The 26,559-nt window shown below is 46.8% G+C and carries 26 protein-coding genes and 1 pseudogene; 26 read left to right on the top strand and 1 reads right to left on the bottom strand.

What is annotated here, in order from left to right:
• Window positions 1–33: 33 nt before the first annotated feature.
• From R7E78_RS01160 to fliJ, 7 genes are all read left to right on the top strand, one after another.
• Window positions 34–1,443: a sigma-54-dependent transcriptional regulator gene (locus R7E78_RS01160; RefSeq protein WP_262640565.1), complete on the top strand. Its 1,410-nt coding sequence runs from the start codon at window positions 34–36 to the stop codon at window positions 1,441–1,443.
• 122 nt (window positions 1,444–1,565) lie between these two features.
• Window positions 1,566–1,877 (top strand): flagellar hook-basal body complex protein FliE, encoded by a 312-nt coding sequence (fliE, locus tag R7E78_RS01155; protein ID WP_005384482.1) that lies wholly within the window; start codon window positions 1,566–1,568, stop codon window positions 1,875–1,877.
• A 14-nt stretch (window positions 1,878–1,891) separates the two neighbouring features.
• Window positions 1,892–3,634 (top strand): flagellar basal-body MS-ring/collar protein FliF, encoded by a 1,743-nt coding sequence (fliF, locus tag R7E78_RS01150; RefSeq protein ID WP_005380462.1) that lies wholly within the window; start codon window positions 1,892–1,894, stop codon window positions 3,632–3,634.
• Window positions 3,627–4,682: a flagellar motor switch protein FliG gene (gene fliG / locus R7E78_RS01145; RefSeq protein WP_318057583.1), complete on the top strand. Its 1,056-nt coding sequence runs from the start codon at window positions 3,627–3,629 to the stop codon at window positions 4,680–4,682. Before fliF ends, fliG begins: the two co-directional genes overlap by 8 nt.
• Before the next feature lie 71 nt (window positions 4,683–4,753).
• Window positions 4,754–5,554 (top strand): flagellar assembly protein FliH, encoded by an 801-nt coding sequence (gene fliH / locus R7E78_RS01140; protein ID WP_005380472.1) that lies wholly within the window; start codon window positions 4,754–4,756, stop codon window positions 5,552–5,554.
• Window positions 5,555–5,557: 3 nt separating this feature from the next.
• On the top strand, window positions 5,558–6,892 hold the full coding sequence (gene fliI, locus R7E78_RS01135) for a flagellar protein export ATPase FliI (protein ID WP_262640564.1): 1,335 nt from the start codon (window positions 5,558–5,560) through the stop codon (window positions 6,890–6,892).
• A complete protein-coding gene (gene fliJ, locus R7E78_RS01130; protein ID WP_005380474.1) occupies window positions 6,885–7,328 on the top strand; it encodes a flagellar export protein FliJ in 444 nt (147 codons plus the stop codon). The genes fliI and fliJ overlap by 8 nt, the downstream gene beginning before the upstream one ends.
• A gap of 40 nt (window positions 7,329–7,368) precedes the next feature.
• Here the strand turns inward: fliJ and R7E78_RS01125 are convergent, their stop codons facing one another.
• The gene (locus R7E78_RS01125; RefSeq protein WP_213876293.1) at window positions 7,369–7,683 is read right to left on the bottom strand and encodes an NIPSNAP family protein; all 315 of its coding nucleotides are present in this window, start codon (window positions 7,681–7,683) and stop codon (window positions 7,369–7,371) included.
• Between the two features lie 280 nt (window positions 7,684–7,963).
• On the opposite strand from R7E78_RS01125, the gene R7E78_RS01120 reads away from it, so the two are divergent.
• From R7E78_RS01120 to R7E78_RS01030, 19 genes and pseudogenes are all read left to right on the top strand, one after another.
• Entirely contained in the window at window positions 7,964–9,817 is a 1,854-nt protein-coding gene (locus R7E78_RS01120) for a flagellar hook-length control protein FliK (RefSeq protein WP_318057582.1), read from the top strand.
• An 85-nt stretch (window positions 9,818–9,902) separates the two neighbouring features.
• Window positions 9,903–10,406: a flagellar basal body-associated protein FliL gene (gene fliL, locus R7E78_RS01115; protein WP_005380477.1), complete on the top strand. Its 504-nt coding sequence runs from the start codon at window positions 9,903–9,905 to the stop codon at window positions 10,404–10,406.
• Window positions 10,407–10,413: 7 nt separating this feature from the next.
• Window positions 10,414–11,460 (top strand): flagellar motor switch protein FliM, encoded by a 1,047-nt coding sequence (gene fliM / locus R7E78_RS01110; protein WP_005380478.1) that lies wholly within the window; start codon window positions 10,414–10,416, stop codon window positions 11,458–11,460.
• Window positions 11,461–11,518: 58 nt separating this feature from the next.
• Window positions 11,519–11,929 carry a flagellar motor switch protein FliN gene (fliN, locus tag R7E78_RS01105; protein ID WP_005380479.1) on the top strand — a complete coding sequence of 137 codons (411 nt, stop codon included), beginning with the start codon at window positions 11,519–11,521 and terminating at the stop codon, window positions 11,927–11,929.
• 1 nt (window position 11,930) lies between these two features.
• Window positions 11,931–12,344, top strand: coding sequence for a flagellar biosynthetic protein FliO (gene fliO, locus R7E78_RS01100; protein ID WP_005380480.1), 414 nt, complete (start codon window positions 11,931–11,933; stop codon window positions 12,342–12,344).
• On the top strand, window positions 12,331–13,200 hold the full coding sequence (gene fliP / locus R7E78_RS01095) for a flagellar type III secretion system pore protein FliP (protein WP_262640563.1): 870 nt from the start codon (window positions 12,331–12,333) through the stop codon (window positions 13,198–13,200). The genes fliO and fliP overlap by 14 nt, the downstream gene beginning before the upstream one ends.
• 24 nt (window positions 13,201–13,224) lie before the next feature.
• A complete protein-coding gene (fliQ, locus tag R7E78_RS01090; protein ID WP_005380488.1) occupies window positions 13,225–13,494 on the top strand; it encodes a flagellar biosynthesis protein FliQ in 270 nt (89 codons plus the stop codon).
• A gap of 8 nt (window positions 13,495–13,502) precedes the next feature.
• Window positions 13,503–14,285, top strand: a complete 783-nt coding sequence (fliR, locus tag R7E78_RS01085) for a flagellar biosynthetic protein FliR (protein ID WP_005384463.1) — start codon at window positions 13,503–13,505, stop codon at window positions 14,283–14,285.
• A 3-nt stretch (window positions 14,286–14,288) separates the two neighbouring features.
• Entirely contained in the window at window positions 14,289–15,419 is a 1,131-nt protein-coding gene (gene flhB / locus R7E78_RS01080; protein WP_005380490.1) for a flagellar biosynthesis protein FlhB, read from the top strand.
• 210 nt (window positions 15,420–15,629) lie between these two features.
• Window positions 15,630–17,729: a flagellar biosynthesis protein FlhA gene (gene flhA / locus R7E78_RS01075; protein WP_318057589.1), complete on the top strand. Its 2,100-nt coding sequence runs from the start codon at window positions 15,630–15,632 to the stop codon at window positions 17,727–17,729.
• Between the two features lie 28 nt (window positions 17,730–17,757).
• Window positions 17,758–19,275 carry a flagellar biosynthesis protein FlhF gene (gene flhF, locus R7E78_RS01070; protein ID WP_238844218.1) on the top strand — a complete coding sequence of 506 codons (1,518 nt, stop codon included), beginning with the start codon at window positions 17,758–17,760 and terminating at the stop codon, window positions 19,273–19,275.
• Window positions 19,276–19,289: 14 nt separating this feature from the next.
• Window positions 19,290–20,177, top strand: a complete 888-nt coding sequence (locus R7E78_RS01065; RefSeq protein WP_005380498.1) for a MinD/ParA family protein — start codon at window positions 19,290–19,292, stop codon at window positions 20,175–20,177.
• Window positions 20,170–20,904 carry an RNA polymerase sigma factor FliA gene (locus R7E78_RS01060; RefSeq protein ID WP_005380499.1) on the top strand — a complete coding sequence of 245 codons (735 nt, stop codon included), beginning with the start codon at window positions 20,170–20,172 and terminating at the stop codon, window positions 20,902–20,904. Before R7E78_RS01065 ends, R7E78_RS01060 begins: the two co-directional genes overlap by 8 nt.
• 45 nt (window positions 20,905–20,949) lie before the next feature.
• On the top strand, window positions 20,950–21,318 hold the full coding sequence (cheY, locus tag R7E78_RS01055) for a chemotaxis response regulator CheY (protein WP_017635949.1): 369 nt from the start codon (window positions 20,950–20,952) through the stop codon (window positions 21,316–21,318).
• A gap of 118 nt (window positions 21,319–21,436) precedes the next feature.
• Window positions 21,437–22,177, top strand: coding sequence for a protein phosphatase CheZ (locus R7E78_RS01050; protein WP_005380502.1), 741 nt, complete (start codon window positions 21,437–21,439; stop codon window positions 22,175–22,177).
• 9 nt (window positions 22,178–22,186) lie between these two features.
• A complete protein-coding gene (locus R7E78_RS01045; RefSeq protein ID WP_053306690.1) occupies window positions 22,187–24,427 on the top strand; it encodes a chemotaxis protein CheA in 2,241 nt (746 codons plus the stop codon).
• A 29-nt stretch (window positions 24,428–24,456) separates the two neighbouring features.
• Window positions 24,457–25,569: a chemotaxis response regulator protein-glutamate methylesterase gene (locus R7E78_RS01040; RefSeq protein ID WP_025767174.1), complete on the top strand. Its 1,113-nt coding sequence runs from the start codon at window positions 24,457–24,459 to the stop codon at window positions 25,567–25,569.
• Window positions 25,570–25,577: 8 nt separating this feature from the next.
• Window positions 25,578–26,357 (top strand): ParA family protein, encoded by a 780-nt coding sequence (locus tag R7E78_RS01035; RefSeq protein ID WP_005380505.1) that lies wholly within the window; start codon window positions 25,578–25,580, stop codon window positions 26,355–26,357.
• Window positions 26,347–26,559, top strand: a pseudogene (locus R7E78_RS01030) (chemotaxis protein CheW); the annotation flags it as partial. The gene R7E78_RS01035 and the pseudogene R7E78_RS01030, both read left to right, overlap by 11 nt.

Below are 26,559 nucleotides of genomic sequence, written 5' to 3'. Positions count from 1 at the left end.
GCTTTTGGTAATAACAATTTCTGGAGAATCATAATGGCGCAAAGCAAAGTGCTGATCGTAGAAGACGATGAAGGTCTTCGTGAAGCCCTAGTCGATACTCTGGCTCTGGCTGGGTATGAGTGGTTGGAAGCGGACTGTGCTGAAGATGCACTGTTAAAGCTGAAATCGAATACGGTTGATATCGTCGTTTCTGATGTGCAAATGGCGGGTATGGGTGGCTTAGCTCTGCTCAAAAGCATCAAGCAGAATTGGCCTAACTTACCAGTATTGCTAATGACGGCGTACGCCAATATTGAAGATGCCGTGTCGGCAATGAAAGACGGCGCGATTGACTACATGGCGAAACCATTTGCACCAGAAGTGTTGCTAAATATGGTCAGTTGTTATGCACCGATAAAAAGTGATGACAACGGTGACGCTATCGTTGCTGATGAGAAAAGTCTGAGCTTACTCGCGTTGGCCGATAAAGTGGCGCGTACAGATGCGAATGTTATGGTGCTAGGTCCGAGTGGCTCAGGTAAAGAAGTGATGTCGCGTTATATTCACAACGCGTCAAATCGTAAAAATGGTCCTTTTGTCGCAATTAACTGTGCCGCGATTCCTGACAATATGCTCGAAGCAACACTGTTTGGCTATGAAAAGGGCGCATTTACTGGTGCTGTTCAGGCATGCCCAGGAAAGTTTGAACAAGCGCAAGGTGGCACAATCTTGCTTGATGAAATCAGCGAAATGGACTTGAACCTGCAAGCGAAGTTGTTGCGTGTTTTGCAAGAGCGAGAAGTAGAGCGCCTAGGCAGTCGCAAAAGCATCAAGTTAGATGTTCGTGTGTTAGCGACTAGTAACCGTGATCTTAAGCAATACGTGTCAGAAGGAAACTTCAGAGAGGACTTATATTACCGCCTGAATGTATTCCCAATTGCGTGGCCTGCACTTAAAGAACGTAAAGGCGATATTGCACCGCTTGCCAAGCATCTTGCTGAGCGTCATTGCAGCAAAATGGGCATGCCAGTGCCTCAATTCTCGACCGTTGCGTTAGAAAAACTATTGCAATACCCTTGGCCGGGTAATGTTCGTGAGTTGGATAACGTGGTTCAACGAGCGCTGATATTAAGTGAAAATGGCGACATCGATGCTGAGCACATTTTGCTTGAGGGCGTAGATTGGCAAGATGCCAATAGCTTACAACACGTGGTGCAAAATGCAGATATGGTCGTGCCCAATGTTAAGCCAGTTGCTCAAGCTGAGAGTGTCAGCCGCCCAGTAACTGGTGGAGAAGGCTTAGGCAGCGAGCTGCGCGATCAAGAATACGCCATTATTTTAGAGACTTTGGTTGAGTGTAATGGTCGACGCAAAGAAATGGCGGAGAAACTGGGTATAAGCCCTCGAACCTTGCGCTATAAGCTTGCCAAAATGCGTGATGCTGGTATAGATATCCCGAATTAACACAGACAACGGCCATAAGACGAAAAGTGTAAGTAAATTGATTGCTAATGTCTTATGGCACGTTAATTGCTGTGTCAATAATCAGTTTTGTTAATAGTCAATCTTTTGGCTTAGAGGTGCTAATGAAAATTGATGGTATTCAGGCAGAAATGCGCGCCATGATGGTAGAAGCAACCAATACGGCTCCTACTGCAAGTGGGGCGAAAGTTGGAGCGGATTTTAACGATCTCCTAACTAAAGCCATCAATAACGTGAACACACTTCAAAAAGCATCTGGTGATTTACAAACCCGTTTTGATCGTGGTGATGCCGATGTATCCCTTTCTGACGTTATGATCGCTCGTAACAAGTCTAGTGTCGCTTTTGATGCGACGGTTCAAATTCGCAATAAACTCGTTGAGGCATATAAAGATCTCATGAACATGCCAGTGTAATTTAGGTAATAAGTGTGGCAGACAAGTCTACAGATTTAACCGTCACTGAAGGCGGCTCAGATGGTGCACTGGTAGCAAGTTCCGATGTGGATGTGGAGAGTCAAAATCCAGATCTAGAAGAGCGCAGTGCGTCAAAATTCGATATGGCAGTGGGCGACCTCGATTTACTTCGTCAGGTTGTGCTTGTGCTGTCGATATCCATCTGTGTTGCATTGATCGTGATGCTGTTCTTTTGGGTCAAAGAACCGGAGATGCGCCCACTTGGTGCGTATGAGACCGAAGAATTGATCCCCGTTCTGGATTATCTGGACCAGCAGAAAATCAATTATAAGCTTGATGGCAATACTGTTTCTGTTGAATCGAGTGAGTACAACTCGATCAAACTTGGCATGGTTCGTTCCGGCGTTAACCAAGCTACAGAAGCAGGCGATGATATTTTGCTGCAAGACATGGGTTTTGGTGTTTCACAACGTCTCGAGCAAGAGCGTCTCAAACTCAGTCGAGAGCGCCAATTGGCTCAAGCAATTGAAGAAATGAAGCAAGTTCGCAAAGCACGAGTGTTATTGGCACTGCCAAAGCACAGCGTGTTTGTGCGTCATAACCAAGAAGCGTCTGCGTCGGTATTTTTGACATTGTCGACAGGCACGAACCTTAAGCAGCAAGAAGTGGATTCTATTGTCGACATGGTAGCGAGTGCCGTGCCGGGAATGAAAACTTCTCGAATTACCGTCACAGATCAGCATGGCCGCTTACTCAGCTCAGGCTCCCAAGATCCCGCTTCTGCGGCGCGACGCAAAGAACAAGAATTAGAACGCAGCCAAGAGCAAGCGCTGCGCGAAAAAATTGATTCCGTACTATTACCGATTTTAGGTTATGGCAACTATACGGCGCAGGTTGATATCCAAATGGATTTCAGTGCGGTTGAACAAACTCGCAAACGCTTTGATCCGAACACCCCTGCGACCCGCAGTGAGTACGCACTCGAAGATTACAATAACGGTAACATGGTAGCGGGTATTCCGGGTGCGTTGAGTAATCAGCCTCCAGCGGATGCCTCAATTCCGCAAGATGTGGCTCAAATGAAAGATGGTTCTGTCATGGGGCAGGGGTCAGTTCGTAAAGAGTCCACGCGTAACTTTGAGCTAGATACCACCATCAGCCACGAGCGAAAGCAGACCGGGACGGTGGCTCGTCAGACCGTTTCTGTTGCGATTAAAGACCGTCGTCAAGTTAACCCTGATACGGGTGAAGTGACTTATACCCCAATGTCCGAATCTGAAATCAATGCCATTCGCCAAGTATTAATTGGTACCGTTGGCTTTGATCAAGGTCGTGGCGATTTACTGAATGTATTGAGTGTAAAGTTTGCTGAGCCAGAGGCTGAGCAGCTAGAAGAACCACCAATTTGGGAGCACCCTAACTTCAGTGATTGGGTTCGTTGGTTCGCAAGTGCATTAGTGATTATTGTGGTTGTGTTGGTTCTGGTTCGCCCAGCAATGAAGAAATTGCTTAACCCTACCAGCGATGATGAAGACGAAATGTACGGACCAGACGGCTTGCCGATTGGTGCGGATGGTGAAACTAGCTTGATTGGCAGTGACATCGAAAGCAGCGAACTGTTCGAGTTTGGCTCAAGTATTGATTTGCCAAACCTTCATAAAGATGAAGATGTATTGAAAGCGGTTCGCGCTCTGGTTGCGAATGAACCTGAACTGGCTGCTCAAGTAGTGAAAAACTGGATGAATGACAATGGCTAACGATATCGTACCTCAAGATGACAACGCCGCGGGAATGCCAGTAGAGCTGGATGTTTCAACCATTACTGGCGAAGAAAAAGCGGCAATTTTGCTACTGAGCCTTAATGAACAAGATGCAGCTGGCATTATCCGTCACCTAGAACCAAAACAGGTTCAGCGTGTTGGTAGTGCGATGGCTCGCGCGAAGGATCTCAGCCAAGACAAGGTATCTGCTGTTCATCGTGCGTTTTTGGAGGATATCCAGAAATACACCAACATTGGTATGGGCAGCGAAGACTTTATGCGTAATGCACTGGTTGCCGCTCTTGGTGAAGACAAAGCCAACAACTTAGTTGACCAGATCCTACTTGGTACGGGCTCAAAAGGCTTGGATTCTTTGAAATGGATGGACCCACGCCAAGTGGCGAGCATTATCGTCAATGAACACCCACAGATTCAAACTATCGTACTGTCTTATTTAGAAGCAGACCAATCTGCAGAGATTTTGTCTCAGTTACCTGAGCGCGTGCGTTTGGATCTGATGATGCGTATTGCCAACCTTGAAGAAGTTCAGCCATCAGCATTGGCAGAGTTGAACGAAATCATGGAGAAACAGTTCGCGGGTCAAGCGGGTGCACAAGCAGCCAAAATTGGCGGCCTGAAAGCAGCAGCGGAGATCATGAACTACCTAGACAACAACGTCGAAGGTTTGTTAATGGAACAAATTCGCGATCAGGACGAAGACATGGCGACGCAAATCCAAGACCTAATGTTTGTCTTCGAAAACTTAGTCGAAGTGGACGACCAAGGTATTCAGAAGTTGCTGCGTGACGTACCACAAGACGTGTTGCAAAAAGCACTCAAAGGTGCAGATGACTCGTTACGTGAGAAAGTCTTCAAGAACATGTCTAAACGTGCTGCTGATATGATGCGTGATGATATAGAAGCGATGCCGCCAGTACGAGTGGCAGATGTAGAAGCCGCTCAGAAAGAAATCTTAGCAATTGCCCGTCGAATGGCGGATGCTGGTGAGCTCATGTTGTCTGGCGGTGCTGACGAATTCTTATAATTTCTATTGCTTCGCAATTATCCTATTGCGGAGCACCCTCACTTCTTAATCGAACACACAATAGGTAACCCATGGCTGGCGATAGAAAACGTGGATTTATCCGTCCTGATGAAGATGATTCGATGATCGAACCTCAACGTTGGGGGCTGCCTGATTATGGCGAGCCTAAAGCCAAACAAGCAAAACAAACCGCGTTCAACTATGACCCGGGATGGGTGCCGAATTTTGATGAGCCTGAAGAAGAGCAGCCACTTGCGCTAACCGAAGAGCAAATTGAACTGATTAAGCAAGGTGCTTATCAAGAAGGCTTACATCAAGGTCAGGAAGCTGGCTTTAAGCAAGGTTACGACAAAGGTAAAGAAGAAGGGTTGCAAGCCGGCCATGCTGAAGGTCTCGAGCTCGGAAAAGCTGAAGGGGTAACTGCAGGGCAAGAATACATTCAGCAGCAAGTTGAAACCTTCATGAACTTGGCCAATCAGTTTGCTCAACCTTTGGAGTTGATGAATGCTCAGGTTGAAAAGCAGCTAGTGGATATGGTGCTCTGTTTAGTCAAAGAAGTGGTGCACGTTGAAGTACAAACCAACCCTCAAATTATTTTAGATACAGTGAAGCAGTCGGTCGAGGCGCTACCAATATCAGGCCACCCTATTACCTTGCACCTGAATCCAGAAGATGTCGCGATTATTCGTTCAGCTTATGGTGAAGAAGACCTTGATTGTCGCAACTGGACGTTAGTTGCTGAGCCATCGCTCAATCGAGGTGACGTCCAGATTGAAGCAGGTGAATCAAGCATTAATTATCGCATGGAAGAACGCGTCAAAAGCGTATTGCACAGCTTTTGTGGCGCAAACCGTCATCAAGAGGGTGAGTAATCCATGCAAGCACTCGCTGACCGATTAAAAAGCTACAAAGTTGAAGGCCTTACGACGCGCCCTGTCGCCTCTGGCAAACTGGTGCGTGTGGTTGGGTTAACGTTGGAAGCGACCGGCTGTCGCGCACCAATTGGCAGTTTATGCTTAGTGGAAACCATGTCAGGTCAGATGGAAGCTGAGGTTGTCGGCTTTTCAGGTGACAACCTATTTTTAATGCCAAGCGAACAAATTACGGGCATTTTACCTGGCGCGAGAGTCACCCCTTTAACCAGTGACGCTGGTTTGCCTGTCGGCATGGAGTTACTTGGGCGCGTGATAGACGGGGTTGGGAATCCACTTGATGGACTTGGCCCTTTGTATACCGATCACCGTGCCTCTTTTAATGCCGAGCCGATCAACCCGTTGGCTCGAAAACCAATTTCTGAACCGCTCGATGTTGGCCTAAAAGCCATCAATGGTTTGTTGACGGTTGGTAAAGGTCAGCGTATCGGTCTGTTTGCAGGTTCTGGTGTGGGTAAATCGGTCACGCTTGGCATGATGACGCGAGGCACCACCGCACAGGTTGTGGTCGTCGGCCTGATAGGTGAGCGTGGACGTGAAGTTAAAGAGTTCATCGAAGAGATCTTGGGTGAGGACGGTCGTCGCCGCTCAGTGGTGGTCGCGGCGCCTGCCGATGCTTCACCTCTAATGCGCTTAAAGGGGTGCCAAACGGCATTAACGATTGCTGAATACTTCAGGGACCAAGGGTTAGATGTTCTGCTATTGATGGACTCGTTGACTCGTTTTGCACAAGCACAGCGTGAAATCGCACTTTCTGTTGGTGAGCCGCCAGCGACGAAAGGCTACCCGCCTTCTGTATTTGCCAAGCTGCCAGCGCTGGTTGAGCGAGCGGGTAATGGAAGTGCCGAGCAAGGCTCGATTACGGCGTTCTTTACCGTGTTGACCGAAGGGGATGATTTGCAAGATCCGATAGCGGATGCATCGCGAGCCATTCTTGATGGCCATATTGTTCTTTCTCGTGAAATGGCGGATGCAGGCCATTATCCGGCGATTGATGTCGAGAAGTCGGTGAGCCGTGTTATGCCGCAAATCACGACCGAAGAGCACGTTCTGATGTCAAAAGCGGTGCGACAGGTCTTGTCTATTTGTCGCAAGAATCAAGATTTGGTCTCGATTGGAGCGTACAAACCGGGTACCGATCCTGCTATTGATGGCGCATTTACTTTGAAACCGAAGTTAGACGAATACTTGCAGCAGAGCATGAAAGAATCGGTGCCATACGATATGTGCGTCAATATGCTTAGAAACATTTTGGGTGGGGTGATAGCGCATGAATAATGCGATGGAGTTTCTACTTGAGCAAACTAAGGATCGTGAAGACCAAGCTGTGCTTGCACTGAACAAAGCGCGTTCTGAACTCGAAGATTATTACCGTCAGGTTGAACAAATTGAAAAGTATCGGCTTGATTATTGCCAGCAGCTCGTCGACCGTGGTCAGGCGGGCCTAACGGCAAGTCAATATGGACACTTAAATCGATTCCTTACCCAGCTAGATGAAACTTTATCTAAGCAAAAGCAAGCAGAAAGTCATTTCAAAGAGCAGGTTGAAAACTGTAAAGAATATTGGTTAACCGTGCGTAAAGAACGCAAATCCTATGAGTGGATGATAGACAAACGCGAAAAAGAGAAACAACTTGCTGAAGCTAAGCGCGAACAAAAGCAAATGGACGAGTTTTCCACCTTACTTTACAGTCGAAAACCACATCGTTTCTAAAGGTTATCGGTTCGATATTGCATTACGGTGTTGCAGTTGACTACATCTCTACCGATTCAAGTAAGGTAACTTTGATTGAGTCTTGTTCAATTAGCTCAAATACCTTCGGTCGAATCTCGCGAACCCACCACTCGTTGTATGTTTTTTCGTAGAGAACCTGGCGTGCTTGTTCATTGTCGAACTCTCTAAGCCAAACAAAATAGTCATGTCCATCATCACCAGTGTGGACGTAAGTATTCAGTACACGCATGCCTTGTGAGCGTTGATAGGGCAACAGTTCTTCCTTCATCCAACTTAGCCACTGTTCTGTTTTGCCTGCTCTGATTCTATATTGGCGTAATTCTGTGATCTTCAAAGTGATTCCTTAATTGTTAAGCCAAGTGTCTGTTTACGCTTATCGTTTTTCAAAGTCAATCAAGTAGCTGTACATCATGTTAGGAACCAGGTTATCGGATAGTATTGTTGATGTTTGTTCCATAAACATGCCATCTATTAGCTTGCCGAGAATTGGCTCAATATTGTGGTGTGATTTTTGCATTTTAGCTGTCAGTGTCGGGTCTTTTTGACCTTAGTTTGCCGCCAGTATTGCTGCCTGCCAGCGATATACTCAGAGCCACGAGAACGAGAGTTTCTAAATGAGTGTGAATTTGTCCCATGTATCTGCGACTACCAAGACGCCAGTTTCTGATGTGTCCGCTAAAGCGTCCGCAGAGAGCACTGAGAGCAAGGGATTTTTAGAAACGTTAACCGATGCGTTTGCTGGTAAACAAAAGCCCGAAAAAGTAGCAACAGAATCGACAGTGGTTGAAGAAAAAGAAAGAGCGGATGTAGGCAGTACTTCTTCTGCTAACGTCTCGGACGAATTGTTGGCGCAAGAAAGCCAAGAATCCGTCAGTGACGAGACCCATGGTTTTGATGAAATATCAGCAAACAAACCGAATGCAACCTTAAGTGAAGAAGCAAGTTTACAAAAGGCGAGTAACAGCACACCTTTGGAGAATGATGTTGAAGCTATTGAAAAAGTGAAATCAACATCAGTCGATACGAGCAACCCATCAAATACAATGGACGTAAAAAGCACGATGGGCGAAGGACAACAGCTTCTTGGTCGAATTGAACAAGCGAATCAAACCCTGAATGCGAGTAATGCATCCATCGATAGTGGCAAAGTTTTGCCTCAGAGAGCGAATTTAGTGCATTCGTTCCACGAGCAAGCAACCGTTTCGACAAACCTTGATGAGCTGGCTTTGAATGAAACGCCATTAGTTCATTCGCTTGAACAAGCACAGATGATCCCAGGGCAAGACTTAGAGCCAATTTTAGATAAGAATGGTCAACCTATCGATGTCGACAAACTCTCGTCTGAGTTTGCTGCTTGGCAAGAGCTAGCGAAACAAGCCAGCCATCCGACGACTAAGAGCGCAGTCAGTGGTGAAGTAGCTAATGATCTGTCGCCGTTGTTAACAGACGTTGATGGTTCCAACATCGACGCGCTTCCACGAGTCTCCTTGGATGAACTTGAAGTTATAGATACTAAGTTGGCGCAAGGAAAACCACTGACTCAGCAAGAAGCTCAGATCATTGAAGGGTTGAAACAAGGAAGGATCACGGCGGATATTCCTGATCAAGACCTTGCCCAATTTGTTGCGCTCCCTAATGACATTAAACAGATTCTCGCAGAGCAACAAGTACAACATAATTTAACTCGCCAGGCTGGACCTATGGCAGTGTCTCAGCAAATCCAGCTTACAGCGGCTCAAGTACCCCAGCCACAAACTGCTCATAGTGGAGAAAAAGTCGCATTATCTCCAACGCCCGATATGTTGATAGCCGCCCAAGTGCCGACGTCGCTTCAAGGTGTGAAAGACGGAGAGATTAGCCAGAAAGTGATGAACGCAGCATTGGCGACTGGTGCGCTAAAGGCGACTGCGGATAAACAAGATAAGCCGGACCTCCAACATGGCTTCGCTGGACAGCTTCAGGCTATGGCAGGTCAGCAAGGAATTAATGTGCAGCAACAAGCGCGTATTGATGCTGCACAACAAGCTCAGCTTCCGTTGCAACTAACTAAAGAGCTCGCTAACGAGCAAGTTGCGGAAAAAGTGCAAATGATGATGTCGAAGAATCTGAAAAATCTCGATATTCGTCTTGATCCACCAGAGTTAGGTCGTATGCAAATTCGTATGACCATGAATAACGACGTTGCCAATGTACATTTTACAGTGAACAACCCGCAAGCTCGTGACATTATTGAACAGACGCTCCCTCGTTTGAGAGAAATGCTAGCGCAACAAGGTATGCAGATGGCTGATTCTTCCGTCCAGCAACAAAACAGCGGGCAACAGCAAGGTAGGTATACTGCTGAACAACATGGTCAAAGCGCGCAAAGTGGCGGTTTTTCTGGACAGTCCGAAGAGGGTTTTGAATCTGATGTCAATCTGGATTTGAATGTCGCTTCAAAGCGTGATGGAATTAGTTTTTACGCATAAAAGGCCGTTTAACGGCAATAGCATACGGTTACCAAGCAACTCACTAAAACGTCTTGGTAACTCAAAAGAATAATAAGAGACAAGAATGGCAGAAGAACAGTTACAAGGGGCCGATGCGCCGAAAGGAAAAAGCAAGTTACTTATCATCATCATCGCTGTTGTAGTATTACTACTTGGTGGCGGGGCAGCGGCATTTTTTCTAATGGGCTCTGATGAACCTGCTCAGGCTGAATCGTCTCAACAGGCTCAAGTGAAGGCATCGGATGCTGCGCCCATCGCGTATGTGAATCTTCCTCAGGCATTTGTATTTAACGTTACTGGGGATAGCCGCGATAGGCTGGTTCAAATTAAAGCGCAGTTAATGGTTCGCGGTGCAGAAAATGAAGAGTTGGCGCGGTATCATTCGCCACTGATTGAAAGCTCTATGCTATCAACGTTTGCTTCCGCGACGGTTGATCAATTGCGCTCTCCTACAGGACGAGTGGAATTGCGCGATCGAGCTTCCGAAGATATCAAAGCAGCGCTGAATGCTGCGGTCGGTAAGCCAGTGATTGAAAAAGTACTGTTTACAGATTTTGTTATTCAATAGGTAAAACGTGACCGATCTATTAAGCCAAGACGAAATTGATGCGCTATTGCATGGGGTTGACGATGTTGATGACGTCGATGAACCGATAGAAAACGACACTGAGGGTGCCGTCAATTTTGATTTCTCGTCGCAAGACAGAATCGTACGTGGCCGAATGCCGACGCTCGAACTTATCAACGAGCGCTTTGCACGGCACATGCGTATTAGTCTGTTTAATATGCTGCGTAAAACGGCAGAGGTGTCGATCAATGGCGTGCAGATGATGAAGTTTGGTGAATACCAGAACACATTGTACGTGCCAACCAGTTTGAACATGGTGCGTTTTCGTCCGTTAAAAGGCACTGCGTTGATCACCATGGAGGCTCGTTTAGTCTTTATTCTGGTAGAAAACTTCTTTGGCGGTGATGGTCGATTCCACGCCAAAATCGAAGGCCGCGAATTTACCCCAACGGAACGCCGCATCATTCAGTTGTTACTGAAAATTGTATTTGAAGATTATAAAGAAGCGTGGTCGCCAGTGATGGGGGTAGAGTTCGAATATCTCGACTCTGAAGTAAACCCAAGCATGGCAAACATTGTCAGCCCGACAGAAGTGATTGTCGTGAGTTCATTCCATATAGAAGTTGACGGCGGTGGCGGCGATTTTCATGTCGTTATGCCTTACTCCATGGTTGAGCCTATCCGTGAACTATTGGATGCAGGTGTTCAGTCCGACAAGATGGAAACGGACGTTCGCTGGAGCTCAGCACTACGTGAAGAGATCATGGATTGTCCGGTTAACTTCCGCGTGAACTTGCTCGAAAAAGACATTTCTTTGCGTGATCTCATGGAGCTGCAACCGGGCGACATCATCCCGATTGAAATGCCAGAACATGCGACGATGTTTGTAGAAGACCTACCGACCTATCGCGTAAAAATGGGTCGTTCGGAAGACAAATTAGCGGTGCAAATTTCTGAGGAAATTGAGCGCCCACATGTCGTCAAAACAGATTTAGCTTTCTTAGGTAAAGACATCATGTCCGAGCTTGAGAGTGAAGACGATATAGACCATTAAGATACCTTATTAAACAGACATGCTATGGCATGAGTAAGGCGTAACACAGGATAGAAAAATGGAACCAAGTGACGATCAAAAGCTAGCAGACGAATGGGCAGCCGCTCTTGGCGAAGACCCGTCCGCCCCTTCTGTAGACGTAGATGAAGTATTGGCTGCGCCACTGGAAGAGCTAAAAGACACTTCAAGCCCAATTAGCGAAGATGAGCGTCGTAAACTCGACACTATTATGGATATCCCGGTGACGATTTCGATGGAAGTCGGTCGTTCTCAAATTAGCATTCGGAACCTGTTGCAGCTTAACCAAGGTTCGGTTGTTGAGTTGGATCGTCTAGCCGGTGAGTCGCTCGACGTATTGGTTAACGGTACTTTGATTGCTCACGGCGAAGTTGTGGTCGTCAACGATAAGTTTGGTATCCGTTTGACGGATGTGATCAGCCAAACTGAACGAATTAAGAAGCTGCGTTAAGATGAGTCGTTCAATCAAAATGCGATTGAAGCAAATCACTGGAGCACTGAGCTTAATGCTAAGTGCTCCTTATGCATTTGCTGCCGCACCAAATAATCTGGATCTTGCGACGACACTTGGCTCGCTTGTGCTTGTAATCGGCGTGATTCTTTTGCTGGCTTGGTTGCTGAAACGTATGCAAGTGCCAGCGATGGGACAACAAAAGGGCTTGCGTATAGTGAGTCAGTTGCCAGTGGGTACAAAAGAAAGAATCGCAGTAGTTCAAGTGGGTGAAGAACAGTTTTTGGTTGGGATTACTAGCCAATCGATCCAAACTTTAGCCAAGTTAGATAAGCCACTGAAAGAGGAAGAGTTGGCGACCAATGCTTTTGCGACTCAATTTAGCCAGCTGATCAAAAAACATGACAAAGGGTAATCCAATTCGTTTGCTCCTGAGTAAGTTGTTACTTTTTGTCGGCATGCTGTTTTCTTCATTTACCTTTGCTGAAGCAGAGGAGTCAGCGCTGCCAGATAACTTAGCCGATGGAAGTAGTGTTACAGTTCAGGCTATGCAAAGTGATACTGGTGCTAGCCGTTCTATGTCCGTTTCTAGTGGCGGTGGTATTCCAGCATTCACCATGACCACGAACCCTGATGGCAGTGAAGACTACTCAGTTACACTACAAATTTTAGCGTTAATGACCATGCTTGGCTTCTTGCCTGCCATGGTGATTCTGATGACCTCGTTCACTCGAATTGTGGTGGTAATGTCGATATTGCGTCAGGCAATGGGTTTGCAACAAACGCCTTCTAATCAGGTTATTATTGGTATTGCGCTGTTTTTGACCTTTTTTGTTATGTCTCCTGTCCTGAACGAAATCAACGACAAAGCTGTTCAGCCTTATTTGAACGAGCAAGTCACGGCGCGAGAAGCGTTTGATGCTGCACAAGCGCCAATGAAAGCATTCATGCTTAAACAGACGCGAATCAAAGATTTGGAGACGTTTGTAACCATGTCAGGAGAGCAAGTCGAGAATCCAGAAGATGTATCGATGGCGGTATTGATTCCGGCTTTTATCACCTCAGAGCTAAAAACTGCATTCCAAATTGGCTTTATGCTCTTCTTGCCGTTTTTGATTATTGACCTTGTAGTCGCTTCGGTACTGATGGCAATGGGTATGATGATGTTGTCACCAATGATTGTTTCGTTGCCGTTCAAGTTGATGTTGTTCGTATTGGTCGATGGTTGGAACTTGATACTCTCGACACTCGCGGGCAGCTTTGCCCTTTAGATAAGCGCAGATAGAGGATAAGACATGACACCAGAAATGTTTGTCGAGCTTTTCCGTGAAGCACTTTGGATGGTGCTTATCATGGTCTGCGCTATTATCATCCCAAGCTTGCTTATCGGCCTTGTAGTCGCGATTTTTCAAGCTGCGACATCCATCAACGAACAAACATTGAGCTTCTTACCGCGTTTGATTGTCACGCTTTTGGCCCTGATGCTGTTTGGGCATTGGATGACGCAAATGTTGATGGAATATTTCTATGGCTTGATTGAACGCTTACCTCAGGTGCTTTATTAGAGGCGCCTATGGAGTACCCCACTAGCGTTGTCTTAGATTGGATCGCAAACTACTTCTGGCCCTATGTTCGTATCTCATCCATGTTGATGGTGATGACAGTAACCGGGGCCCGATTTGTTTCGCCAAGAATCCGCCTTTACCTCGGTTTAGCCATCACTTTCGCTGTCATGCCAGCTATCCCCGCCGTACCTCAAGACATTGAGCTACTCTCGTTTCGTGGCTTCATGACCATTGCCGAGCAAATGATCATCGGCATAGCGATGGGTATGGTTACTCAATTTATGATTCAAACCTTTGTCCTACTTGGTCAAATATTGGGTATGCAATCAAGTTTGGGCTTTGCTTCTATGGTTGATCCCGCAAATGGTCAGAACACGCCATTGCTTGGCCAGTTATTCATGTTCTTAACGACAATGTTTTTCCTTGCCACCGATGGACACTTAAAAATGCTGCAATTGGTGGTGTTCAGTTTTAAAACTTTGCCGATTGGCTCCGGCTCGCTCAACGCGGTTGATTTCCGTGAAATGGCAGGCTGGCTTGGTATTATGTTCCAAACGGCACTGAGTATGTCTCTATCTGGCATTATTGCGCTACTGACCATTAACTTGTCGTTTGGTGTAATGACCCGTGCCGCACCACAGCTGAATATCTTCTCGCTTGGTTTTGCTTTTGCTTTGATGGTGGGTCTATTACTTTGTTGGTACATACTGGCTGGTCTATACAGTCATTATGAAATGTTCTGGACAGTGGGTGAGGCGCAGATTTGTCGGCTTATTCGCTTGGAGTGCTAAGATTTGGCAGAATCAGACGGTCAGGAACGCACCGAAGAAGCCACGCCCCGACGGTTACAACAAGCCAGAGAAAAGGGGCAGGTCGCTCGATCTAAAGAGCTGGCATCAGCATCTGTGCTGATCGTTGGCGCCATTTCATTGATGTGGTTTGGCGAGGCGTTAGCACGTTCATTGTTTTCCATAATGAGCCGTTTATTTGATCTTCAACGAGAAGAGATTTTCGATACTGCAAAACTGTTTGATATCGCTTTGGGCGCGATGAGTGATTTGTTGTTCCCACTATTTTTGGTGTTAGCGACATTGTTTACCGCTGCCATGATTGGAGCAGCAGGTGTGGGAGGAATCAGTTTTTCTGCCCAAGCGGCCATGCCCAAGCTGTCGAAAATGAATCCGCTTAGCGGCTTAAAGCGAATGGTTGGAATGCAAAGCTGGGTAGAGTTGATCAAATCAATCCTTAAAGTGGTTCTGGTCACTGGTGTCGCCATCTATTTGATCCAAGCATCGCAGGCCGATCTGATTCAATTGAGCATGGATGTGTATCCGCAAAACATCTTCCATGCTTTAGATATTTTGCTGAACTTTATTTTGCTGATCAGTTGCTCGCTATTGATTGTGGTTGCCATCGATATTCCATTTCAAATTTGGCAGCACGCCGATCAGTTAAAAATGACCAAGCAAGAAGTCAAAGACGAATACAAAGAGACTGAAGGTAAGCCGGAAGTGAAAGGCCGTATTCGTATGTTGCAAAGGGAAGCGGCTCAACGTCGAATGATGGCGGACGTTCCTCAAGCTGATGTTATTGTTACTAACCCAGAGCACTTCTCGGTAGCGCTTCGTTATAAACAGAAGACAGACCGTGCGCCAGTCGTGATCGCTAAAGGTACTGACCACATGGCGATGAAGATTCGAGAAGTCGCCCGCGAACATGACATTACGATTGTGCCCGCACCACCTTTGGCTCGTGCGTTGTACCACACGACAGAGCTCGAGCAAGAGATCCCCGATGGGTTATTTACTGCCGTCGCTCAGGTTTTGGCATTTGTATTCCAATTGAAGCAATACCGAAAACGAGGTGGACAGCGCCCGAAAATTCAAGATTATGATTTGCCAATCCCGCCCGAGCACCGTCATTGATACGAAAAGCGGTAAAGCCTTAAAAAAGCTCGTTTGATCAAAAGCTAAGCTCTATTTGAGTGTTTAGTCATTATTTTGGCGCTAATTATGGTACATAGATTGCTTAAAACGCTTTAATTATCAACCCTACCTAAACTTTTAGGCTAAAGCGGTCGCGTATTAATAGTAAGAGCTTACGTGACGCTTCAATCGATTGAGATCTCTCGCAGTATGAAGTTAAGCCTGCCGTTTGCAGATAAATTGCCACGAATCCCTCAACGTGAAACGCCAGCTATTGGTGCTCCGGTGATGGTTTTGGCCACCCTAGCGATGGTGGTACTGCCGATTCCAGCATTTTTGCTGGATATGTTCTTCACCTTTAACATCGCGCTGTCGATGGTGGTGTTGTTAGTGACCGTTTACACACGTCGCCCTTTGGACTTCGCTGCTTTTCCAACGGTATTGCTGATCGCCACGTTGCTCCGCTTGGCTTTGAACGTTGCCTCGACTCGTGTCGTCTTACTGCATGGTCATGAAGGCGGTAATGCGGCAGGTAACGTAATTGAGGCGTTCGGTAACGTCGTTATTGGTGGTAACTACGCGGTCGGCCTAGTGGTTTTCCTCATCTTAATGATCATCAACTTTATGGTGGTGACCAAAGGTGCGGGTCGTATCTCTGAGGTAAGTGCTCGCTTTACGCTTGATGCGTTGCCGGGTAAGCAAATGGCGATTGATGCCGACTTGAATGCCGGATTGATAGACCAAGAGCAGGCAAGAGTTCGTCGTTTTGAAGTGACCAAAGAAGCGGATTTCTATGGCTCGATGGATGGTGCCTCGAAGTTCGTAAAAGGTGACGCGATTGCCGGTATTTTGATTCTGTTTATCAACATCGTCGGCGGTCTGTCGATCGGTATGGCGCAGTATGGATTGGGTTTCGGTGAAGCGATTGAAATCTATACCTTACTGACAATCGGTGATGGTTTGGTCGCACAAATCCCATCGCTATTGCTGTCAATTGCAGCGGCAATGATGGTGACGCGCCAAAACACCGATGAAGACATGGGTGAACAGCTGGTCTTCCAGATGTTCGACAACCCAAAAGCGCTGATGATTACTGCGGCTATTCTTGGTGTGATGGGCATCGTACCGGGCATGCCACACTTTGCGTTTTTGAGCCTTGCAGTCGCGGCCGGTGCAGCGGCATATTTCATCGACAAACGGCAGAAGCAGAAAGCGAAAGAGCCCGCTTTACCAGCAACAGCAGACGAAGGTGCAGAACCTTCCTCACAGCGCGAACTGTCTTGGGATGACGTCCAGCCAGTCGATATTATTGGCTTGGAAGTCGGTTATCGCTTAATCCCTTTGGTGGACAGAGACCAAGGTGGGGAACTGTTAGAGCGCGTAAAAGGCGTGCGTAAAAAGTTATCGCAAGATTTTGGGTTCCTAATTCCAGCGGTTCATATTCGTGACAATCTTGAGCTGACCCCAAACAGTTACCGAATTACATTGATGGGGGTTGCGGTGGGCGAAGCAGAGATTCGTCCGGATCAAGAGCTAGCGATTAACCCAGGTCAGGTGTATGGCATGATTGATGGGGAGCCAACCATTGACCCTGCTTTTGGACTGGAAGCCGTATGGATCCGAGAAGATCAGCGTGAGCACGCGCAAGCCTTAGGTTATACGGTTGTTGATTCATCAACGGTATTAGCGACGCACCTGAGCCAGCTATTGACCAACAACGCGTCACAGCTAATTGGTCATGAAGAAGTAGAGAATTTATTAGAAATGTTGGGACGCAGCGCGCCTAAGTTAGTCGAGAACTTTGTTCCTGACCAATTACCATTAGGTGTGGTGGTGAAAGTCCTACAAAACTTGTTAAACGAGGCCATTCCAATCCGCGATATTCGCACGATTGTTCAAACTTTGGCTGAGTACTCAAGTAAGAGTCAAGAAGCTGACATATTGACGGCAGCAGTTCGAATTAGTCTTAAACGTCTAATTGTTCAAGAAATCAATGGTATAGAGCCTGAGCTACCAGTGATTACTTTGATACCCGAACTGGAACAAATATTGCATCAAACTATGCAAGCATCAGGAGGCGAATCTGCGGGGATTGAACCGGGACTCGCTGAGCGATTGCAGTCTTCACTAAGCCAAGCGACACAGGAACAAGAACTGAAAGGCGAACCTGCCGTTCTGCTTACTTCTGGTGTATTACGCTCGACGTTGGCGAAATTTGTGAAGAACACAATACCTAATCTCCGGGTACTGTCTTACCAAGAAATCCCGGATGAAAAACAGATCAGAATTGTGCAAGCCGTGGGTAACTGATCTCACGCATCATTAATGGATTCATAGTTTGAAAATAAAGCGATTTTTTGCCAAAGACATGAGAACGGCGCTGCTCCAAGTGAAAGAGGAGTTAGGCGCGGAAGCGGTGATCATGTCAAACAAGAAAGTGGCTGGTGGAGTAGCGATTGTTGCGGCGATAGATAGTGAATCTAATCCGTCTCAAGCAAGCGCAGCGTCACAGCAAAATCGCGGTGCTTCTCAATCGAATCGCTATAACGAACATCGTCAAATGTCATCGTCTTCTGCTGATCGTTACCAAGATCGTCATTTAGATGAAGATAAAATTAGCCTGAACAGTAATAACAGTAACAATGAAAAAACAGGCTCAATGACGCAGCGATTCGCTAATATGCTTAAGCAATATAGCGGTGGTGCAGCAGATGTTGACGACCACGTAGCGGAAAATGAAGATTCGCTCTCTGCTTTGCTGCAACGCCAAAATAAGCATCGCGACGGCTACAACCAAGAAAAGCCAGCGCCATATCAACCAGATTCACCTTTGGCGAAGCTAATCGCACAGGACAATCGATTTGAACGTCCGACGCCCAAGCTGGACCCGACGCGCTATGACCGACGTCGCCCAAGTGATGAGCGTGACGAATCGGCCGATGAGCTAGAAAGCATGCGCGAAGAGATGACGTCAATTCGTCGTCTGTTGGAGCACCAAGTTTCTGGCCTGATGTGGCAAGAAGTAGAACGCCGTGAGCCGCTAAGAGCGATGCTGATTAAGCGCTTAGAGCGAATGGGCGTTTCTCCGGAGTTAGCAGACCAGATGGCCTGTTATATCCCGGAAGATACAAAGCCAGCGCGAGCGTGGAAAGCGTTATTGTCGCTGGTGGCGGATCAAATCAATATTCCTAAACAGGACATTTTAAAACGTGGTGGCGTAGTCGCATTGTTGGGTCCGACGGGGGTTGGGAAAACAACAACCGTAGCGAAACTCGCAGCACGCGCAGCCATGGAATACGGTGCCGACAATGTGGCCCTTGTGACAACAGATACATATCGCATAGGTGCACATGAGCAACTCTCGATTTACGGAAGAATTATGGGTTGTCCCGTAAGAGTTGCTAAAGATTCTAACGAGTTAGCCGATGTTATATATCAGCTAAGAAACAGAAGACTGATTTTGGTCGATACGGCAGGGATGGGGCAACGAGATGTGAGGCTTTCCGAGCAGCTCGACACTCTAATGCAAGAGAGCGGGGAAGTGATTCACAGCTACCTTGTTTTGCCGGCTACCGCACAACGTCGTGTTCTACAAGAAACGCTGGATCACTTCCGACGTATACCACTTTCGGGTTGTATTATGACGAAGCTTGATGAGTCATTAAGCCTAGGCGAATTCATCAGTGTAGTGATTCAAAACGCAATGCCAGTAGCTTACATCGCTAATGGTCAGCGCGTACCAGAAGACATTGTGATAGCGCAACCAAAATATATGCTTGCGAAAGCAAATGAACTGTTAGAGAAGTCGACAGAGAACGAACCTCACTTTTGGAACAGTGACAGTGAAGGACTCTAAGGCGGCGGACTACTATGACTGAGAATATGATACACGATCAAGCAAGCGGCCTCCGTCGCTTAACACAACCATCGTTGACCAAAGTGATTGCTGTTACTGGCGGCAAAGGTGGTGTGGGGAAATCAAACGTAACACTGGGTCTGGCGATTTGTATGGCTCGCCAAGGCAAGAAGGTGATGGTTCTCGACGCTGATTTAGGTCTGGCCAATGTGGACGTGATGCTCGGAATTCGTGCAAAACGTAATCTAGGACATGTCTTAGCGGGTGAATGTGAGCTAAAAGATGCGATTGTCGAAGGGCCTTATGGTATAAAGATAATTCCTGCAACTTCTGGCACACAGAGCATGACAGAGCTTTCTCACGCTCAGCATGCCGGACTCATCCGAGCATTTGGTAGTCTTGAAGACGAAATGGATGTCCTGCTGATTGATACCGCTGCTGGTATCTCTGACATGGTAATCAGTTTTTCGCGAGCAGCTCAAGATGTGGTTGTAGTTGTGTGTGATGAACCGACGTCAATCACAGATGCCTATGCATTAATCAAGCTGTTGAGTAAAGAACACCAAGTTCAACGCTTTAAAGTTGTAGCAAATATGGTCAGAAGCTACCGTGAAGGGCGAGAATTGTTTGCAAAGTTGACACTAGTCACAGAGCGATTCTTGAATGTTAGCCTTGAACTCGTAGCATGTATTCCATTAGATGATAAAGTACGACAGGCTGTAAAAAGACAAAAAATTGTCGTTGATGCGTTCCCACGCTCGCCTGCCGCTTTAGCTATCAGCTCACTAGCAAACAAAGCGTTGACGTGGCCACTACCGAAAACACCAAGTGGACACTTGGAATTTTTTGTGGAAAGGTTGCTAAATCGTACCGAATTCGCAGAGGACCCTTTTGGTGAATAAAGCGATAACCTATGACCAACATGGCAAATTTAATAGCCAGCAGGCGTTCATTGAACGTTATTCAGTGTTGGTTAAGCGCATTGCTCACCACCTACTAGGCCGTTTACCGCCGAGTGTTCAGGTAGAGGATTTAATTCAGGCCGGCATGATCGGTCTTATCGAAGCTCAGCAGAATTATGATGGTTCTAAAGGTGCGAGCTTTGAAACTTATGCAGGTATCCGTATTCGTGGCGCAATGTTAGATGACATGCGTAAAGGCGATTGGGTACCGCGTTCTGTTCATAAAAATAATCGAGAGATTAACCAAGCGATTGCGGAGCTGGAAGGCGAATTAAATCGAGATCCTACTGATTCTGAAGTAGCCACGCATCTCGGTATGACACTGGATCAATATCATAGTGCTCTTACCGATATCAACTGCTCAAAATTAGTCGGTATTGAAGATTTAGGCGTTTCTGATGATGTGATTTCACCGGCGGATGAAACCGATGACAGCAACCCATTCAAAGGGGTAGTTGATGAATCATTTCGAAAAGCACTGGTTGAATCAATAAAACAGCTTCCAGAGCGTGAAGCTTTGGTTCTTTCGCTTTATTATGATGAAGAACTCAATTTGAAAGAAATTGGCGATGTGTTAGGCGTAAGCGAATCTCGCGTAAGTCAAATACTGAGTCAAGCGATGCAACGTTTACGTACCAAGCTCAGTGCGTGGACACAAAATGACTAAAAACACTGATTTTACGATTCAGTGGAGGCAATTTTGAATAAAAACATGAAGATCCTTATTGTTGATGATTTCTCAACAATGCGCCGTATTGTTAAAAACCTGCTTCGTGACTTGGGTTTCAATAACACTCAAGAAGCGGACGATGGTTTAACCGCATTACCAATGCTGAAAAAAGGTGACTTCGATTTTGTTGTAACTGACTGGAACATGCCAGGTATGCAAGGCATCGATTTGCTTAAACACATCCGCGCGGATGCAGAACTTAAGCATCTGCCAGTTCTAATGATCACGGCTGAAGCGAAGCGTGAGCAGATCATTGAAGCTGCTCAAGCAGGTGTAAACGGCTACATTGTTAAGCCATTTACTGCTGCAACATTAAAAGAAAAATTAGATAAAATTTTCGAGCGTTTATAACTCTCTCTTTCTCTTTGTTATTCGAGTCATTCATACCAATTATTAAATACCTATTAAATGACTCGTTTAGCGTTTTCAAAGTGATAAGAAGAACTAAACGTAAAAGGGTCTATTCAGAATGATCTCACTAGAGCAGGCGAAGTCACTCGTTCAAATGCTAGAAAACGGGGAACAAGACCAAGCCAATATGCTTGTTGCCTCGATCTACGAAGGTGCCGATAACCCAATGCTGCAAGAAATTGGAGCGTTAACTCGAGACCTTCACGAATCACTCAAGCAGTTCAGTCTCGATCAGCGCATGACCGAAATTGCGAAAGACGAAATCCCTAACGCTAGGGATCGTCTCAATTATGTGATCGAGAAGACAGAGCTTGCAGCCAACAAAACAATGGATGCGGTCGACTGCTGCCTTCCTATCGCTGATAACCTGCATGATTGCCTTCTAAAAGTTCGTCCTCAATGGAATGAACTCATGCACGGGCGCATAGAATTAAGCGAATTTAAAGCACTGTGCCACCGAATTGACGGGCTATTAGTGCAAGTCGAAGGTGACAGCACTGAATTGCGCGGCCAATTGACCGAAATTCTCATGGCGCAAGACTTCCAAGACCTAACTGGCCAAATCATTCGCCGCGTAATTACGTTGGTTAATGAAGTTGAAGGCCGCTTAGTGGAAATCCTAACCGTATTCTCTGGAAATAAACTTGAAGAACACATTCAAGTTTTGTCAGAACCGGCAGATAAAAAGAATACACAAACAAGCGAAGCCGAAGGCCCGATTCTTCATCCAGAACTGAGAGAAGATGCGGTTTCATCGCAGGACGAAGTCGATGACTTGTTGTCCAGTCTTGGATTTTAAAGGTAACGTATGAGCTACGATTTAGACGAAGATATTCTTCAGGACTTTCTCATTGAGGCTGGGGAAATTCTCGAGCTGCTTTCTGAGCAGTTGGTTGAATTGGAAAATAACCCAGAAGACAAAGACTTACTTAATGCTATTTTCCGCGGGTTTCATACCGTAAAAGGCGGTGCCGGCTTCCTTTCATTGGCAGAGCTAGTCGATACTTGTCATGGTGCGGAGAACGTGTTCGACGTTTTACGAAACGGTCAACGCACGGTAACGCAAAACTTAATGGATACGATGCTAAAAGCCTTGGATACGGTTAATACCCAGTTCCAGGCTGTTCAAGATCGTGAGCCGTTAGAAGCTGCGGACCCTGAGCTTCTTGAAGAACTTCATCGTCTATGCAAACCTGAGTCAGAAGATGAAGTAGCGGCAACCGTAGTTGAAGAACCAGTGGCTACTCCAGAGCCTATTATTCCCGAGCCTATCATCGAAGAACCTGCTGCGCCGTCAGCACCATCAAGTGTCGGCTCTGTTGATGAAATTACCCAAGACGAATTCGAAAAGCTATTGGATGAGCTTCATGGTAAAGGTTCAGCGCCAGGCAACTCAATGTCTGCGACACCTACGACGCCATCTGAACCGCCTCAATCGAGTGCACCATCAGTTGAAAGTGGTGATATCACTGATGATGAGTTTGAACGCTTACTCGATGAACTGCACGGTGTAGGAAAAAGCCCTTCTACGGCAGAGGCTGCTGCATCTGCATCCGTACCAGTAGAGCCACCTAAAGCGGCAGAGCCTTCCGCTCCAGTGGCATCTTCATCAAATCAAGACAGTGACTTAATGACGGACGAAGAGTTCGAAAAGTTACTCGATGAGCTACATGGTTCAGGTAAAGGCCCAACGCTAGAAGAATTGGACATGGCAACGAAGCCTGCTTCAGCAAACGTAGAGCAAAGCCCTGCGAAACCTGAGCCTGTTGCTAAGCCAGCACCTGTTCAAGCAGCGCCAGCACCAAAGCCAGAATCTAAACCAGTCGCGGTAAAAGAAGAAGCCAAAGCACCAGCGGTTAAAAAACCTCAGGCTGAAGCAACCGTTCGTGTTGATACCTCGACGCTTGATACCATCATGAACATGGTGGGTGAGCTTGTATTGGTGCGTAACCGTCTACTAAGTCTTGGCTTGAATAGCGACAACGAAGAGATGTCCAAAGCGGTCGCTAACCTTGATGTGGTAACTGCGGATCTACAAGGCGCGGTAATGAAAACGCGTATGCAGCCAATTAAGAAAGTGTTTGGCCGTTTCCCGCGCGTTGTCCGTGACTTGGCTCGTAACCTAAATAAAGACATCGTGCTAGAAATGCGCGGTGAAGAAACCGATCTCGATAAAAACCTTGTAGAAGCATTGGCCGATCCGTTGATTCACTTGGTGCGTAACTCGGTTGATCACGGTATTGAAATGCCAGACGCACGCGCGAAGGCAGGCAAATCACGCACAGGTAAAGTGATTTTGTCAGCATCGCAAGAAGGGGACCATATTGAACTATCCATCGTAGATGATGGTGGCGGTATGGACCCGAACAAACTGCGTGGCATCGCTGTGAAGCGTGGCATGATGGATGAAGATGCGGCGGCACGTTTAACAGATAAAGAGTGCTTCAACCTTATCTTCGCACCTGGTTTCTCAAGTAAAGATAAAATTTCTGACATCTCTGGGCGTGGTGTGGGTATGGACGTGGTTAAGACGGCGATCAATACCTTAAACGGTTCAATCGATATCGATTCTGAGCTAGGCAAGGGCACTAAGATTACGATCAAAGTACCACTAACGTTAGCGATTTTACCGACTCTGATGGTTGGTGTTGGCGGTCATCCGTTTGCTCTACCACTGGCTTCGGTGAGTGAAATTTTCCACTTAGATCTTAGCCGTACAAACGTGGTAGATGGTCAGCTGACGATCATTGTACGTGAGAAATCTATCCCGCTATTTTACTTACAAAACTGGTTAGCATCCAAATCGCAAAACGTCCAAGAGCGTACTGGTCACGGTCACGTGGTGATTGTACAGATTGGTAATCAACGCGTTGGTTTTGTTGTGGATACGCTTATTGGTCAAGAAGAAGTGGTTATTAAGCCACTCGATAATCTATTACAGGGCACTCCAGGTATGGCTGGTGCGACAATTACTAGCGATGGCCACATTGCATTAATTCTAGATGTGCCTGATTTACTTAAGCGATACGCTGCGGCTTCACGCCTTTAAGCAAAGCTGACGTTATTAAAAGGAATAAGATGGCGATTAAAGTACTAGTCGTTGATGATTCGAGTTTTTTCCGACGTCGCGTGAGCGAAATCATCAACTCAGAATCGCGCCTAGAAGTGATTGACGTTGCGGTAAATGGTAGAGAGGCGGTTGAGAAAGCCAAATCTCTCAAACCTGACGTCATCACGATGGATATTGAAATGCCAGTGATGGATGGCATTACAGCTGTACGTGAAATAATGGCCGCTGCTCCAACGCCAATTCTAATGTTTTCGTCCCTGACCCACGACGGGGCGAAAGCTACGCTTGATGCGCTAGATGCCGGCGCATTGGACTTCTTACCGAAAAAGTTTGAGGACATTGCGCGTAACCGTGAAGAAGCGGTGTCATTACTTCAACAGCGTGTGATTCAGATTGCCTCGAAGCGCGCTTTCATGCGTCGACCTATCGCTCGCCCAACAGCGAGTACCAGCACGACTACTCGATCATTAGGTTCAAGAACGGCTTCACCTGTGACTCCAACACCAACTCGACCTGCTGCGACAAAGTACCGTGCTTCTGGTAAGAAGTATCAACTGACGGCAATTGGCACATCAACAGGTGGCCCCGTTGCTCTACAAAAAATTCTGACGCGTTTGCCGATGAACTATCCGCATCCGATTGTATTGATTCAACACATGCCAGCAACGTTTACTGCTGCGTTTGCCAGTCGTTTGAACACCTTGTGCAAGATTCAAGTGAAAGAAGCACAAGATGGCGATGTGTTACAGCCCGGTGTCGCATACCTTGCACCAGGTGGGAAACAAATGATGGTGGATGGACGAGCGGGCGCTGCTCGTCTTCGCATTATTGATGGCGGCGACCGCATGAACTACAAACCATGTGTGGATGTGACTTTTGGTTCTGCCGCAAAAGTATATGGCGACAAAGTGCTCTCTTTAGTGTTGACAGGCATGGGTGCAGACGGTCGTGAGGGCGCTCGCATGTTGAAGTCTGCAGGCTCAACTATTTGGGCACAAGATGAAGAAAGTTGTGTTGTTTATGGCATGCCCCAAGCGGTTGCTAAAGCAGGCATCTCTTCAGAAGATTTACCGCTTGACCGCATTGCTGAACGCATGTTGGTGGAAGTTGGCCTAGCTTAGGATTCATCATGATTGTTTGGAGTGTAGCAAACCAGAAAGGAGGCGTGGGTAAAACCACCTCGACAGTGACATTGGCGGGCTTATTGAGCCAGAAAGGCCATCGAGTATTGATGGTTGATACTGATCCTCACGCCTCACTGACCACTTATCTCGGTTATGATCCTGATGCAGTAACTTCGAGCCTATTTGATTTATTCCAGTTGAAGACGTTTTCTCGTGAGACGGTTAAGCCGTTGATTTTAGAAACAGAGCTGGAAGGAATGGATATCATTCCCGCGCATATGTCCCTTGCCACGCTTGATCGCGTAATGGGTAATCGCAGTGGTATGGGATTAATCTTAAAACGGGCGCTGCAAACTGTCTCACAAGACTATGACTATGTGTTGATTGACTGTCCGCCAATCCTTGGCGTGATGATGGTGAACGCGTTGGCAGCCAGTGACCGAATTTTGATTCCTGTTCAAACAGAGTTTTTGGCGATGAAAGGTCTAGAGCGCATGATGCGTACGCTAACCATTATGCAAAAATCTCGCCCGGGCGGTTTCAAAGTGACTATCGTCCCAACCATGTACGATAAGCGCACGAAAGCGTCATTGCAGACATTGATGCAACTGAAAAAAGATTACCCAAATCAAGTGTGGACCTCAGCGGTGCCTATTGATACCAAGTTCCGCGATGCCAGTTTAAAGCACTTGCCAGCGTCGCATTTTGCTTCTGGTAGTCGTGGTGTGTTTGCCTATAAACAGCTACTGATTTATCTGGAGAGGTTGGCGTTCGATGAGCAGTAATGATGTGCTGTCCAGTGAACAAGCACTTGATGACTACTTTAATGCATTACTGGATGATGAAACCGAAATAACGACTCTTGAGGAAGACCTTGACCTATTGGCTCAAGAGGTATCATCTGCAGAGCCAGAGCCAGAGCCAGAGCCAGAGCCAGAGCCAGAGCCAGAGCCAGAGCCAGAGCCAGAGCCAGAGCCAGAGCCAGAG

The organism is Vibrio sp. YT-19(2023), from assembly GCF_033337395.1.
Note: the sequence above shows the minus strand (reverse complement) of the source record. Positions and strands in the feature narration are given on the sequence as shown.